The following is a 14,188-nucleotide window of genomic DNA, read 5'->3' on the forward strand; positions in this document are numbered from 1 at the left end:
CAAAATGGAACTCGCTACAGATTGTAGCAGAAACCCAACCAACTCTTGAGCAACGATCCCGTCTATTTATAAAAAACAAAAAAACCACACTATTCACTAGAACAATGTGGTTATATCAATAATGCATTTTTCTAAACTATTCGTGTTAGAGGAAGGCGGCAAAGGAGGTTAGCCCAAGGAGCATACATTAGTATGTGACTTGGGTAACCGAGTGCTGCCAACGCACCTATCACGCGAAGAGTGACGAAAAATTAGGTTATCCCAAGGAGCATATATTAAGTATGTGACTTGGGTAACCGAGTGCTGCCAACGCGCCTATCACGCGAAGAGTGACGAAAAATTAGGTTATCCCAAGGAGCATATATTAAGTATGTGACTTGGGTAACCGAGTGCTGCCAACGCGCCTATCACGCGAAGAGTAACGAAAAATGAGTTAGCCGACCGCAATCTTCTTCATATCCGTCATATAACCACGTAATGTCTTACCGATTTTCTCAATAGGATGATTACGGATTGCTTCATTGATATCACGTAACTGCGCGTTATCAGTTCCATTATCAGCAACTGGTTTTGCTAAATCCCCTGCTTGCAATTTAGTCATAAAATCTTTTAGCATTGGAACAACCGCAAATGAGAATAAATAGTTACCGTACTCTGCAGTATCTGAAATAACAACGTTCATTTCATACAGACGCTTACGTGCGATAGTATTGGCAATCAACGGCAACTCATGCAGCGACTCATAATAGGCTGATTCTTCATAGATACCTGCTTCTAACATCGTATCAAATGCTAACTCAACGCCTGCTTTAACCATCGCGACTAACAGAACTCCATGGTCAAAATATTCTTGCTCAGCAATTTTACCTTCATACTCAGGGTAGTTTTCAAATGGTGTTTTGCCGGTCTCTTCACGCCATGTCAGCAAGTTTTTATCATCATTTGCCCAGTCTGCCATCATATCTGATGAGAATTTACCTGAAATAATGTCATCCATATGCTTTTGGAACAATGGCGCCATAATGGTTTTCAGTTGCTCAGATAATGCATACGCACGTACTTTTGCTGGATTCGATAAACGGTCCATCATCAACGTGATACCACCTTGCTTCAGCGCTTCAGTGATAGTTTCCCAACCAAATTGAATCAATTTACCTGCATAACCCGGCTCTACGCCATCTGCAACCATTTTGTCATAACTTAATAACGCACCGGCTTGCAACATACCACACAGGATAGTTTGTTCGCCCATCAGGTCAGATTTAACTTCGGCAACAAATGAAGATTCCAGTACCCCTGCACGATGACCACCTGTTGCTGCCGCCCATGCTTTAGCAATGGCCATACCTTCACCTTTAGGGTCATTCTCTGGGTGAACAGCGATCAATGTCGGAACACCGAAACCACGCTTGTATTCTTCGCGAACTTCTGTACCTGGGCATTTTGGAGCAACCATCACAACAGTAATATCTTTACGGATCTCTTCACCTACTTCAACAATGTTAAAGCCGTGAGAGTAGCCCAGAGCCGCACCTTGTTTCATCATAGGCTGAACAGCACGAACAACAGTAGAGTGCTGTTTGTCTGGCGTTAAGTTAATAACTAAATCTGCTGTTGGGATAAGTTCTTCATAAGTCCCAACTTTAAAGCCGTTTTCCGTTGCTTTACGCCATGAAGCACGCTTTTCACTGATCGCTTCAGCGCGCAATGCATAAGCAATATCTAAACCAGAATCACGCATATTCAGGCCTTGGTTCAGACCTTGAGCACCACAACCGACGATGACGATTTTTTTACCTTTCAGATAACCTGCTTCGTCTGCAAATTCTTCGCGCTTCATAAAGCGACACTTGCCTAATTGAGCCAACTGCTCACGCAAATTCAATGTATTAAAATAATTCGCCATTGTCATACTCCATTGTTCTGTTGTGTTCGTTATGTCAGGCAGTTATTTGCCTGTCGCTCATTCTGAGCGGTTATGGATTTACTATATGCGATGTTTTGCATTGCTTAAATTGATATATTAACAATACAATGTTGCGATATTTGCAACACCATTAATTACTTCATCGAGGGCAAAATGGATATCCGTGATTTAAAGCTATTTTTACATTTGGCGGAGAGCTTACATTTCGGGCGCACCTCTAAAGCGATGCATGTCAGCCCATCAACTCTCTCTAGGCAAATACAGCGCCTAGAAGAGCAGCTTGGCCATCCATTGTTTGTAAGGGATAACCGTTCCGTAAAGCTAACTCAGGCTGGTGAGCACCTGAAACAGTTTGCTCAACAAACATTATTGCAATACCAACAACTTCGACATGCCCTTAACCAACAAAGCCCCTCGCTGAGTGGAGAACTACGTCTATTTTGTTCTGTTACCGCGGCTTATAGCCACTTACCTCAAGTGCTCGATAAATTCCGAGCATTGCACCCTCTAGTGGAAATAAAACTCACAACAGGTGATGCCGCTGATGCAGTCGAAAAGGTCGAAACAAATGAAGCCGACCTTGGTATTGCAGGGAAACCAGAGCGCTTACCTGACAACGTCCGATTCACTAAAATTGGTGAAATCCCACTGGTATTGATTGCGCCATCACTGCCATGTGCCGTACGAACGATGGTAACCGAAGCCGAACCTGATTGGTCAACAGTACCGTTTATCTTGCCCGAGCATGGGCCATCTCGTAAACGTATTGAACTCTGGTTTCGTCGCCACAACATAAACAACCCAGTTATTTATGCAACTGTCTCTGGCCATGAAGCAATAGTGTCAATGGTGGCTCTCGGTTGTGGTATCGCCCTGATCCCCAGTGTGGTTGTCGACAACAGCCCTGAACCAGTCCGTAGCCGTATTTCACAGCTCGATAATATCTCGATGGTCGAACCATTCGAGCTCGGCGTCTGTTTATTAAGCAAACGCCTTAGCGAGCCATTGATTAAAGCCTTTTGGGAACTGCTCCCAGACCAATCAATCTAAAACTTTTTGGTTATCTTGTGGCGCTAGGAAAAAGCGGAAAGACGGATTTCCAGTTTCATCATGATATTCATAACCTAGCGCATCAAGGTGCCGGTCAAAGCGCACTTCCGGCCCAGAAAGTTCGAATGCGGCAAGTACACGCCCGTAGTCCGTACCATGGCTACGATAATGAAATAGCGTTATGTTCCAATATGTTCCGAGTGTTTCTAAGAACTTCAATAATGCCCCCGGAGACTCAGGGAACTCAAAACTGTATAAGCGTTCATCTAGTGGCTTAGAAGGACGACCACCAATCATGTAGCGTACGTGTAGTTTTGCCATTTCATCATCAGATAAGTCATCGACTTCATAACCATTATTTCTGAGTTCTTGGATAATCTCACCACGTTCCCCTTCACGGCCGCTTAAACGCACCCCAACGAAGATACAAGCACGTTCTGGGTCGGCATCCGTATAGCGATAATTAAACTCAGTAATTGACCGATGGCCGAGTAACTGACAAAAACGTAAAAAACTACCTTTTTGCTCAGGGATAGTCACCGCTAACAAGGCTTCGCGTTGCTCACCAATTTCGCAGCGTTCAGAAACATAACGAAGGCCATGGAAATTCATATTCGCGCCAGAAAGAATATGCGCTAATCGCTCACCTTTGATATTGTGCTGCTGAACATACTTTTTCAACCCAGCTAAAGCCAATGCGCCTGAAGGCTCTGCGATTGCGCGGACATCTTCGAAAATATCTTTAAGGGCTGCGCAAATAGAATCACTATCAACAGTTATGACGTCATCAACATATTGTTGGCACAGCCTAAAAGTTTCATCACCAATACGCTTTACTGCAACTCCCTCAGCGAATAACCCAACGCGAGGTAAATCAACAGGATGACCAGCTTCCAATGCCGCTTTTAAGCAAGCAGCATCTTCCGATTCAACACCAATAATTTTAATTTCTGGCATCAACTGTTTGATTAAAACAGCAACACCAGCAATCAAACCACCACCACCGACAGGAATAAAAATACGGTCTAAGTGCGCGTCTTGTTGTAATAATTCCAGAGCAATGGTCGCTTGGCCCGCAATCACAGAAGGGTGGTCAAAAGGCGGGACGAAGGTATAACCCTCTTCTTGCGCCATCGCAATAGCTTTAGCTTTGGCTTCATCAAAATTAGCACCGTGCAAAATAGCCTCACCGCCAAAACTGCGCACTGCATCAACTTTGATATCTGCCGTTGCCACAGGCATAACAATTTTTGCTTTTACACCAACACGGTTTGCTGATAATGCAACACCTTGGGCGTGGTTTCCTGCTGAAGCAGTCACTACCCCTTTAGCTTTTTGTTCTTCTGTTAGGCTAGCGATCATGGCATACGCACCACGTAGCTTAAAGCTATGCACGGGTTGTCTATCTTCACGTTTCACTAAAATTGTATTACCTAAACGCGAAGATATTTTATCCATTTGCTGAAGAGGCGTAACTTGCGCAGCTTCATAAACCGGCGCACTTAGCGCCGCTTTTAAGTAATCCGCTCCAGTTGGAGTTGCGGGTAAGGGTTTTGCTGCAGCCACAATTAGCCTCCCAACTTCGACTTATCACGCACCGCACCTTTATCAGCACTGGTAGCGAGGGAAGCATAAGCACGTAACGCAAAAGAAACTTCACGCTGACGACCACGTGGAGTAAAGGCCTTATCACCACGAGCTAATTCAGCCTCACGACGTTGGTTCAATTCACTTTCGTTAACATCAAGCACCATTGTCCGGTTTGGAATATCAATATCAATAATATCGCCATCATGAACTAATGCTAATAGCCCGCCGCTTGCCGCTTCTGGTGAAATATGACCGATAGAGAGACCGGAGCTCCCCCCCGAAAAACGGCCATCCGTGATTAATGCACAGCTTTTGCCTAATCCCATTGATTTTAAGTAAGAGGTTGGATAAAGCATTTCTTGCATACCCGGACCACCTTTAGGCCCTTCATAACGAATAACAACCACATCCCCTTCAACGACTTTACCACCCAGAATGGCTTCTACTGCGTCATCTTGGCTTTCAAATACTTTGGCTGGGCCACGGAATGTTAAGCTGCCTTCATCAACCCCTGCTGTTTTCACAATACAACCATCTTCGGCAATATTGCCGGACAAGACGGCTAAGCCACCATCTAAGCTATAGGCGTGTTCAATGCTACGGATACACCCATTTTCACGATCAGTATCCAATGACGGCCAGCGGCAGTTCTGTGAAAACGCTTTTGTCGTGCGGATACCGGCAGGGCCCGCGGAAAACATCGACTTCACACCTTCGTCTTTGGTTAACATCACATCATACTGCGCCAATGTCTCTTGGAAGGTTAACCCTAAAATATTCGTTACATTTTCTTGCAGCAAGCCTGCGCGGCTTAATTCACCTAAAATACCGATAACACCACCAGCACGGTGAACATCTTCCATATGATATTTTTGCGTACTTGGTGCAACCTTACACAAATGAGGAACTTGACGTGATAATCGGTCTATATCGTCCATGGTAAAGTCAATATCGGCTTCCTGTGCTGCTGCTAACAAATGAAGTACCGTATTCGTTGACCCTCCCATAGCAATATCAAGAGTCATCGCGTTTTCAAATGCAGATTTATTAGCGATATTGCGTGGTAACGCACTTTCATCGTCTTGTTCGTAGTAACGTTTAGTTAATTCGACAATACGCTTACCCGCATTAATAAAGAGTGTTTCGCGGTCTGCATGTGTCGCTAATAATGAACCATTACCCGGCTGAGAAAGCCCCAGCGCTTCCGTTAAACAGTTCATTGAGTTTGCTGTAAACATCCCTGAACATGAACCACAGGTTGGGCAAGCAGAGCGTTCGATTTGTTCACTATCTGCATCGCTAACATTTGGGTTAGCACCTTGGATCATTGCATCGACTAGATCGAGCTTGATAATTTGGTCTGAAAGCTTGGTTTTTCCAGCTTCCATCGGCCCACCTGAAACGAAAATAACAGGAATATTTAGACGTAATGCCGCCATCAACATACCCGGAGTAATTTTGTCGCAGTTTGAAATACACACCATCGCGTCCGCACAGTGTGCATTCACCATATATTCAACTGAATCAGCAATTAATTCACGGGAAGGTAAGGAATACAACATTCCGCCATGCCCCATGGCAATCCCATCATCAACGGCAATCGTATTAAACTCTTTCGCAACGCCACCCGCATTTTCGATTTGCTCTGCAACTAGTTTGCCTAAGTCACGTAAATGCACATGGCCAGGAACAAACTGTGTGAATGAGTTAACAACTGCAATAATGGGTTTTCCAAAATCAGCATCGGTCATACCTGTCGCGCGCCATAATGCACGAGCGCCAGCCATATTACGACCATGAGTTGTTGTTGCTGAACGGTACTTAGGCATATCTTTAACTCCCGTGTTTAAAACAGGCGGGGAACGTCCGCCTGTAACATCTATTTCAATTTAGTTATTAAGGGTTTACTTGATCTAACCAGCCCCATTTGTCTTCAGTTGCTCCAGTGAACAGCCCAAAGAATGCTTGCTGAATTTTTTTCGTCACAGGGCCACAGCGGCCAATTCCTACTTGAATGCCATCAACACTACGAACAGGGGTGATTTCTGCTGCGGTTCCTGTCATAAAGACTTCATCTGCTAAATACAGTGATTCGCGAGACAGTGTCTGTTCACGTACTTCAATGCCCATATCTTTTGCTAGTGTTAGGATTGCATCACGCGTAATCCCCGGTAAAGCTGAAGAGGTAAATGGTGGGGTGTACAAGATACCGTCTTTCACTTCAAAAATATTTTCACCCGCACCTTCTGACAGATAGCCATGAACATCTAGTGCGATACCTTCTTGATAGCCATGGCGACGTGCTTCGCTACCAACCAACAAAGATGATAAGTAGTTACCACCCGCTTTTGCACCTGTAGGAATGGTATTTGGTGCGACACGATTCCAAGAAGACACCATTGCATCAATACCTTGATCAAGTGCTTCTTCACCTAAATAGGCACCCCATGGGAAAGCAGCTAAAATGACATCGGTGTTGTAGCCTTCTGGTGGGTTTACACCCATGCCGACATCACCAATAAATACTAATGGACGAATATACGCACTGACTAAGTTATTTTTACGCAGCGTCTCACGGCATGCTTCCATTAATTCTTCAACGCTATAGCTGACAGGCATACGGTAAATTTTTGCTGAATCATGCAAACGTTGCATGTGTTCACGATGGCGAAAGACCACAGGACCTTTATGTGAATCATAGCAACGGACGCCTTCAAACACAGATGTACCATAGTGCAGAGCATGAGACATTACATGAACCTTTGCATCAGCCCATGGCGTCATTTCACCGTTAAACCAAATAAAGTCAGCTTTCTTAGTCATTTGTATATTCCTTACATTGCACTTTGTGTGCTTAATAGTCGTGATTCTTGTTGTAGTACTTCAACTTCCGTAATATCTGAGAGCTTAGTTAACTGAGCACAAAGTTGCGTTAACGGCCTCGGACTACTTACGGTCAGTTTAATGTTAACATTATCGCCATCTATTGACTGGCCCATATTCATGGCACTAATACGAAATCCGCGATGGCGGGTGACCCTTAATATACGCTCTAAAACCTCAGGACGGAAACGGGCCGATATTGAGAGTTGATGTTGTATCATAATGGTTTCTCCATCATTTTTTCATTACTAGCCCCAGGTGGAACCAATGGCCAGACATTTTCTAATTCATTAATGGACACTTGTAATAAATAAGCGCCCTCACTATTTAACAGCTCATCAAGGGCAGCATTCACTTCAGATTTGTCAGTAATACGTCGGCCTTTAATGCCAAATGCGCTAGCTAATGCGATAAAATCTGGGTTATCTGTCAAAATAGTTTCACTATAACGCTGCTCAAAAAACAGTTCTTGCCATTGGCGAACCATGCCTAAGCGTTGGTTATCAATTAACAGAATTTTTACGGGAAGCTGTTTACGTTTAATGGTTCCAAGTTCTTGGACATTCATCATAAAGGAACCATCACCAGATACACAGACAACAACATCTTCAGGTCTTGCAACTTGGGCTCCAATTGCCGCTGGGATACCAAACCCCATCGTGCCTAAGCCACTTGATGTTAAAAAATTCTCTGGGCCATCGACGGTGATATGTTGTGCAGACCACATTTGGTGTTGTCCGACATCCGTCGTAATCACCGTATTTGGCTTCATTTTATCTGATAGTTGTTTCAATAAGAGTGGCGCATAGATGAGCTCTCCAGGGTGATCATAACGCCAACCAAATTCTTTCTTCAGTTGCTGAACTTCCTGCTGCCAAGGAGCGATTGATTTTTTAAGTGCCAGTTCAGGTAATAAAGCCTTCGCATCACCATGTAATGCAACGTGAGTTTGCCTTAGCTTATCCAGCTCAACGTGGTCGATGTCAAGGTGAATGACTTTAGCATTCGGAGCAAAAGTATTTAATTTACCTGTAACTCGGTCATCAAAGCGAGCACCAACAGCTATCAGTAAATCACAGAGTTGTACGGAAATATTTGCTGCTTTAGTGCCATGCATACCCAACATCCCCAAATAATTTTCATCAGATGGGTGTGCAGCACCTAAGCCCTTCAATGTTGCAACAGAGGGAATACCTGTAAATTCAATAAATTTTCGTAATTCACTAACAGCTCCAGACATCCCAACACCGCCACCAATGTACAACATCGGTTTTTCGGATTGTTGTAATAATGCTCTTGCTTGCTGGATTTCAGATAATGGAGAGGTCGTCTCTTGTTCAACAGGCATTAGGAATGGAGATAGTTCAGCATGTTGTAGTTGAATATCTTTCGGAATATCAATCAGTACAGGTCCAGGACGTCCACTATTTGCGATTGCGAAAGCTTCAGCAAGGATGCGAGGTAAATCTTCTATCGCTTCAACTAAAAAGCTATGTTTAGTACAGGCCAAAGATAACCCTAAGACATCAATTTCCTGAAAAGCATCTGTTCCGATAAACTCAGAGGCAACTTGACCAGTGATAGCAACAACCGGAACCGAGTCTAACAAAGCATCCGCCAATCCTGTAATAACATTTGTTGCCCCAGGCCCTGATGTCGCGATACACACACCTGTTTTACCTGTTGAGCGCGCATAACCTATTGCTGCTATCACTGCGCCTTGTTCATGCCTACACAGCAGATGTTCCACACCACCGTCATATAACGCATCATAAACTGGCATAATTGCACCACCAGGATAGCCAAATACCGTATCAACACCTTGTGCTCGCAATGCTTGAACTAACCATTGTGCTCCGTTCATGCTTTATCTCCTGTCCGTCCACTTTTTATCTATTTGTATTTATTATGTTTTATCTATTTTATTTGCTTTAACAAACTTTAGTGTCAAAAAAAACCCCGCGCCTTTCGGTGCGGGGTTCTCGTGAGATCTGGCTGTTATTTTAGCCTTCGTCGTCCAAGTGCAGCCCCGCACGGTGGGATAATAATCACCACCACACGAATAATAATTAGGCTAACTGCTTGGATAAATGCGTTCATGAGTTTTAATTTTTCAACATTCTTAATTATCTTTATTAAAGAGGTATCATTTTAAAATCACTTTGACAACTTTTATTTAATTTATTTATTTTCAAAATATTTAACTACTTTAAAATCATAATGTTAAATAAAAATAAGAATAAAAAACCATTAAAAAGGTAATTTCACAGTAATTTTAAATGTAATTGATAGCACAATCAGCTACATCATCCAGACTCCACAAATAAAAGCAGGTAAAAATACACCTACCCATTGATTAGTTTTATTGATGCCTATCCAAGGTATCTCCATTCTTAATTCTTTATTAAATAACGGCAACCTTTGTTATACCAACATTTCGAGCCGTTTTCTAAAAAACTGAAACAGCTATGAAACTAAGTAATTAAATTATCGAACCGCTTCGCAAATACAACAAAACAGCTCTACAAATCAATTTATTCTCAACAGAATATTACTCTGTTAACTCAAATAATATTGGAGGGCTTATGACATTGGCGATTGTTTATACTAGAGCATCGATTGGCATGGAAGCTCCACTTGTCACTGTTGAAGCTCATATTAGTAATGGGCTTCCTGGCCTAACACTTGTTGGTCTCCCTGAAACCGCCGTCAAAGAAGCTAGGGATCGGGTAAGAAGTGCTTTACTAAATAGTGGGTTTGAATATCCCGCTAAAAAAATGACCGTAAATTTAGCGCCTGCAGATTTACCAAAAGAAAGTGGGCGCTACGACCTTGCAATTGCAATTGCTATTCTTGCATCATCTGGACAAATTCCTAATGAAACATTAAATCAACATGAGTTTTTAGGTGAACTGGCATTATCTGGTCTGATACGTTACGTCAACAGTGCCATTCCTGCAGCACAATCAGCATTAGAACAACGTCGAGTATTAATACTTTCAATTGAAAATCAGCACCAATTAAGCTTACTCGCTGACAATAGCGTCCATTTTGCAACATCTTTGTTAGAACTTTGCCACTTCTTACATGGTAAACAGGTCTTAGCCAGTAACCAACAAATCCACGAAGCCCCCTCATCGGCTCGATATGAAGGTGATATCAATGATATTATTGGGCAAGAACAAGGAAAACGTGCATTAGAAATTTGCGCCACAGGTGGTCATAATTTACTTCTACTAGGCCCTCCTGGTACAGGAAAAACAATGCTAGCCAGCAGGTTAATGACTTTATTGCCTCCATTAACGCCTCAGGAGGCACTAGAGGTCGCTTCATTATATAGCCTGACTGAAACCACTCGTGATAAAGTGAATTGGCCTATAAGGCCTTTTAGAACGCCTCATCACAGCACATCAATAGCTGCATTAATCGGCGGGGGTTCTCTTCCAAAACCTGGCGAAATCTCTCTTGCTCATAATGGCATTTTATTTTTAGATGAATTACCTGAATTCAGTCGTTCTGTCCTTGATTCATTAAGAGAACCTCTTGAGTCAAAAAGAGTGAGTATTTCTCGTGCAAAAGCAAAAGTTTGCTACCCTGCAAACTTTCAACTCATTGCTGCACTTAATCCAAGTCCAACAGGTCATTACCAAGGTGAAATGAGCCGCTCATCTCCCGCCCGCATATTGCGCTATCTTTCGCATATATCAGGCCCTTTTCTAGATAGATTTGATATTTCGATTGAAATACCATTATTACCTATCGGCTCATTAAGCAATCAAAATTATCAAGGTGAAACTAGTGAACAAATCAGGCAAAGAGTGATCACGGCTAGAAATAGGCAACTTGAGCGTGCAGGAAAAATAAATAATTTACTCACGTCGAGAGAAACCACACAATTTTGCCCGCTAAAGGCTAAAGATGCGTTATTCTTAGAGCATGCGTTAAATAAGTTAGGGCTTTCTATTCGGGCTTGGCACAGGGTATTAAGGGTTTCTAGGACCATTGCCGATCTTAATGCATCTGAGCATATAGAACGGGCACATTTATTAGAAGCCCTTGGGTACAGGACAATGGATAAGTTATTGCTTCATTTGCAAAAACAAGTAAGCTGAGCGGGGTAGAGAAGAGAATATTAATTATCGGATAAAAATAAAGGGACCGAAGTCCCTCTTAACATACGATGACAATATTAATCATCTGTATCGGTGTAGTCTTCCGATGGGTCTATCTGAGGTTTGCCGCCTGATAAAGTATGGAAACGTTTTGGACGGTTAATACGACTAGAATATTTTGCCCAAACTTTTTCTTCAGGGGTAGCTGGTTCACGCTCGCCGCGACATACAGCAACGAAAAGTTTTTCTTCTTCTGTCTGTGCCGCACGTTTACCAGTATCTAGCTCATTAAAAGCTTGGCCTAGGCGTTCTAGTAACTGGGCTTCCTTGATGGTGAAATCACCATGACGAGAAAAGCCACGTGGGTAATTTTTGTTATCAAAAAAACGATTAGTCGTGATGAAGCTATCTGCCATCTGACACACTCCTAACTTATTACAGTCAAACTCTATATGGCGCGGAGTATTAGACAGCATAAGCAATCTGTAAAACAAAACATTTAAATCATCACGACAAAAAAAATTGGAGATGAGTGTGGACAGCGAGTTATTGAGAACTTTTTTAGAAGTTAGTAAAACTAGGCACTTCGGTAGAGCCGCAGAATCACTCTATTTGACACAATCAGCAGTCAGCTTTCGTATTCGACAATTAGAAACTCAACTCGGAACAAGTCTCTTTACCCGCCATAGAAATAATATCCGCTTAACCGCAGCAGGTGAAAGACTCGTTCCATATGCTGAATCATTGATGAATACATGGTTACAAGCCAAAAAAGAAATATCCCATGCATCACAACATACAGAGCTTTCAATTGGTGCAACAGCATCTCTTTGGGAAGGCTATTTAGTAGACTGGATAGAAGCTCTTTATAGTCAACACGATGAGTTACGGCTTGAAGCAAGGGTTTCTACACGTCAATCATTAGTCAAACAGCTTCATTCAAGAGAATTAGATTTATTAATTGCAACTGAACCGCCCAAAATGGATGAGTTCGAAAGTACCATTATTGGTACTATTGACTTACAACTGATGGCTTCACAAAAAAATGTTGCATTAACAAAATATAATTATATCAAGCTTGAGTGGGGGGCCGATTTTCAGCCTAAAAGTGAATCCATATTAACGCAAGATGATACGCCAGTAATGATAACCACCTCTGCTCATATTACCCGTCAATTACTTCCTGTATCGCTTTCAGCTGCATTTTTACCTGCACATTGGGTATATCAATACCCAGGCTTAAAAACTCTCTCAGAAACTTCAATAAGTAAACCTCTCTATGCTGTCTGGTTACAAAAAAATGATCAGCAAGCGCTTATTAATCAGTTGATTAAAACACCAATAAAAAACGCTCTATTGACCGAAGAAAACCCAAAAGACGAGTAAGCTTTACTCGTCTCTATACTATTGCTGAGCTGCCCGTATTTACTAATAACGCCTAGCGGGTATCAACTAAAGGGTTAATATGAATAAACGTTGCTTTAATCACTTCTAGTGAATAATACAAATTTATGTCAAAGCTCATCAATGAAAGTTAAGAATAATAGCGCTAGGCCATTAATGGCAAAAGCCAAAAGCAATGTAACCGTCCATTAGCATATGGTTTATAACGTTTTTTTAGTCTATTGATTACTAGTTATCTTAAAACAACAAAAAACCTCATGCATCCCTCTACTTTAGCTAACTCATCCGTCTTATAACTATGATTTTATTCAACTGAAACTTTAACCTTTATCTGTGAGCACAGTATAAAAATTTCAGAGTAAATAATTAGTTAAGCCACTAATAGATTAGCTAACTAAAACAGCAAAAGAGCACAATTATTAAACAATGATATAGGTAAGTAGATAATTTTTGCGTTTAAAAATTAAATAATAAAAATTAAATAAATAGTCAGAAGTATTGAGCTATTCATGGATTAGTAAGGGGATTATTAATATAAATGGAAAGGAGTTATTACGTGGCAACCGGATGGTATATAAAGAAAAACCCGATTAAGGTAATCGGGTTATCAATAGATACTTCTTTTATTATTACTTAATTGGTAACTGGCAGGGGCGGAGAGGCTCGAACTCCCAACACCCGGTTTTGGAGACCGGTGCTCTACCAATTGAACTACGCCCCTAAATTAAGTGGCGGAACGGACGGGACTCGAACCCGCGACCCCCTGCGTGACAGGCAGGTATTCTAACCAACTGAACTACCGCTCCACTTATTCTTTTCGCCTTTCGGCAATTTACTGCTTCTTATAAGCAATAAATTTTTAATTAATGTCTGGCAGTTCCCTACTCTCACATGGGGAGACCCCACACTACCATCGGCGCTACGGCGTTTCACTGCTGAGTTCGGCATGGGGTCAGGTGGGACCACCGCGCTATTGCCGCCAGACAAATTCGGTTCGTTCCCGTTTAGCGCATTTCGTCACTAAACCAGAACTGCAATCTTGAACAAGCTGCCATGTCCCTCGCCTCTCGGCTTCTCACGCTCATTGAATCAACCTCATCTCTCAATCTCTAAAACACCTTCGGTGTTGTCAGGTTAAGCCTCACGGTTCATTAGTATTGGTTAGCTCAACATATCGCTATGCTTACACACCCAACCTATCAACGTCTTAGTCTTAAACGTT

Annotated in this window: 11 protein-coding genes, 2 tRNA genes and 2 rRNA genes; 3 read left to right on the plus strand and 12 right to left on the minus strand. The window is 42.3% G+C overall.

All coding sequences use genetic code 11. The features are described 5' to 3' along the window. Positions 1 to 433 precede the first annotated feature (433 nt). Positions 434 to 1,906, minus strand: a complete 1,473-nt coding sequence (gene ilvC, locus ACHB7C_RS15835; protein WP_129466659.1) for a ketol-acid reductoisomerase — start codon at positions 1,904 to 1,906, stop codon at positions 434 to 436. Between the two features lie 174 nt (positions 1,907 to 2,080). On the opposite strand from ilvC, the gene ilvY reads away from it, so the two are divergent. Then, positions 2,081 to 2,977, plus strand: coding sequence for an HTH-type transcriptional activator IlvY (gene ilvY, locus ACHB7C_RS15840; protein ID WP_042845904.1), 897 nt, complete (start codon positions 2,081 to 2,083; stop codon positions 2,975 to 2,977). On the opposite strand, the gene ilvA is transcribed toward ilvY, so the two are convergent. The 6 genes from ilvA to ACHB7C_RS15870 all read right to left on the minus strand — a co-directional run bounded on the left by ilvA (position 2,969) and on the right by ACHB7C_RS15870 (position 9,550). Further along, complete coding sequence (gene ilvA, locus ACHB7C_RS15845) at positions 2,969 to 4,543, minus strand: threonine ammonia-lyase, biosynthetic (protein ID WP_042845906.1); 1,575 nt, start codon at positions 4,541 to 4,543, stop codon at positions 2,969 to 2,971. The genes ilvY and ilvA overlap by 9 nt on opposite strands. A 2-nt stretch (positions 4,544 to 4,545) precedes the next feature. After that, positions 4,546 to 6,396 carry a dihydroxy-acid dehydratase gene (gene ilvD, locus ACHB7C_RS15850; protein ID WP_042845907.1) on the minus strand — a complete coding sequence of 617 codons (1,851 nt, stop codon included), beginning with the start codon at positions 6,394 to 6,396 and terminating at the stop codon, positions 4,546 to 4,548. Positions 6,397 to 6,463: 67 nt separating this feature from the next. After that, on the minus strand, positions 6,464 to 7,390 hold the full coding sequence (locus tag ACHB7C_RS15855; protein ID WP_042845908.1) for a branched-chain amino acid transaminase: 927 nt from the start codon (positions 7,388 to 7,390) through the stop codon (positions 6,464 to 6,466). A gap of 11 nt (positions 7,391 to 7,401) precedes the next feature. Continuing rightward, positions 7,402 to 7,671 carry an acetolactate synthase 2 small subunit gene (gene ilvM / locus ACHB7C_RS15860; RefSeq protein ID WP_042845909.1) on the minus strand — a complete coding sequence of 90 codons (270 nt, stop codon included), beginning with the start codon at positions 7,669 to 7,671 and terminating at the stop codon, positions 7,402 to 7,404. Then, positions 7,668 to 9,314: an acetolactate synthase 2 catalytic subunit gene (ilvG, locus tag ACHB7C_RS15865; protein WP_395347853.1), complete on the minus strand. Its 1,647-nt coding sequence runs from the start codon at positions 9,312 to 9,314 to the stop codon at positions 7,668 to 7,670. The genes ilvM and ilvG overlap by 4 nt, the downstream gene beginning before the upstream one ends. A 134-nt stretch (positions 9,315 to 9,448) precedes the next feature. After that, positions 9,449 to 9,550, minus strand: a complete 102-nt coding sequence (locus tag ACHB7C_RS15870) for an IlvGEDA operon leader peptide (RefSeq protein WP_071548712.1) — start codon at positions 9,548 to 9,550, stop codon at positions 9,449 to 9,451. 485 nt (positions 9,551 to 10,035) lie between these two features. Here ACHB7C_RS15870 and ACHB7C_RS15875 point away from each other — a divergent pair, with 485 nt between their 5' ends. Beyond that, the gene (locus ACHB7C_RS15875; RefSeq protein WP_210855333.1) at positions 10,036 to 11,562 is read left to right on the plus strand and encodes a YifB family Mg chelatase-like AAA ATPase; all 1,527 of its coding nucleotides are present in this window, start codon (positions 10,036 to 10,038) and stop codon (positions 11,560 to 11,562) included. 77 nt (positions 11,563 to 11,639) lie between these two features. On the opposite strand, the gene ACHB7C_RS15880 is transcribed toward ACHB7C_RS15875, so the two are convergent. Then, entirely contained in the window at positions 11,640 to 11,978 is a 339-nt protein-coding gene (locus tag ACHB7C_RS15880; protein ID WP_042845913.1) for a DUF413 domain-containing protein, read from the minus strand. A gap of 112 nt (positions 11,979 to 12,090) precedes the next feature. Here ACHB7C_RS15880 and hdfR point away from each other — a divergent pair, with 112 nt between their 5' ends. Then, complete coding sequence (gene hdfR, locus ACHB7C_RS15885) at positions 12,091 to 12,948, plus strand: HTH-type transcriptional regulator HdfR (RefSeq protein WP_042845915.1); 858 nt, start codon at positions 12,091 to 12,093, stop codon at positions 12,946 to 12,948. Positions 12,949 to 13,611: 663 nt separating this feature from the next. Here the strand turns inward: hdfR and ACHB7C_RS15890 are convergent. From ACHB7C_RS15890 to ACHB7C_RS15905, 4 genes are all read right to left on the minus strand, one after another. Next, positions 13,612 to 13,687 (minus strand) — tRNA-Trp (locus ACHB7C_RS15890). A gap of 8 nt (positions 13,688 to 13,695) precedes the next feature. Continuing rightward, positions 13,696 to 13,772: transfer RNA gene (locus ACHB7C_RS15895), tRNA-Asp, on the minus strand. Positions 13,773 to 13,834: 62 nt separating this feature from the next. After that, positions 13,835 to 13,950, minus strand: a 5S ribosomal RNA gene (gene rrf, locus ACHB7C_RS15900). A gap of 146 nt (positions 13,951 to 14,096) precedes the next feature. After that, a 23S ribosomal RNA gene (locus ACHB7C_RS15905) occupies positions 14,097 to 14,188 on the minus strand; the annotation flags it as partial.

Source organism: Providencia sp. 2024EL-00732 (assembly GCF_044006275.1).
GTDB lineage: Bacteria > Pseudomonadota > Gammaproteobacteria > Enterobacterales > Enterobacteriaceae > Providencia > Providencia huashanensis.

What these genes read in the sequence shown, in the direction of transcription:
- ilvC (WP_129466659.1), bottom strand. Translation starts at nt 1,906, where the DNA reads ATGGCGAATTATTTTAATACATTGAATTTGCGTGAGCAGTTGGCTCAA.
- ACHB7C_RS15880 (WP_042845913.1), bottom strand. Translation starts at nt 11,978, where the DNA reads ATGGCAGATAGCTTCATCACGACTAATCGTTTTTTTGATAACAAAAAT.
- ilvD (WP_042845907.1), bottom strand. Translation starts at nt 6,396, where the DNA reads ATGCCTAAGTACCGTTCAGCAACAACAACTCATGGTCGTAATATGGCT.
- hdfR (WP_042845915.1), top strand. Translation starts at nt 12,091, where the DNA reads ATGAGTGTGGACAGCGAGTTATTGAGAACTTTTTTAGAAGTTAGTAAA.
- ilvY (WP_042845904.1), top strand. Translation starts at nt 2,081, where the DNA reads ATGGATATCCGTGATTTAAAGCTATTTTTACATTTGGCGGAGAGCTTA.
- ilvM (WP_042845909.1), bottom strand. Translation starts at nt 7,671, where the DNA reads ATGATACAACATCAACTCTCAATATCGGCCCGTTTCCGTCCTGAGGTT.
- ACHB7C_RS15870 (WP_071548712.1), bottom strand. Translation starts at nt 9,550, where the DNA reads ATGAACGCATTTATCCAAGCAGTTAGCCTAATTATTATTCGTGTGGTG.
- ilvG (WP_395347853.1), bottom strand. Translation starts at nt 9,314, where the DNA reads ATGAACGGAGCACAATGGTTAGTTCAAGCATTGCGAGCACAAGGTGTT.
- ACHB7C_RS15875 (WP_210855333.1), top strand. Translation starts at nt 10,036, where the DNA reads ATGACATTGGCGATTGTTTATACTAGAGCATCGATTGGCATGGAAGCT.
- ACHB7C_RS15855 (WP_042845908.1), bottom strand. Translation starts at nt 7,390, where the DNA reads ATGACTAAGAAAGCTGACTTTATTTGGTTTAACGGTGAAATGACGCCA.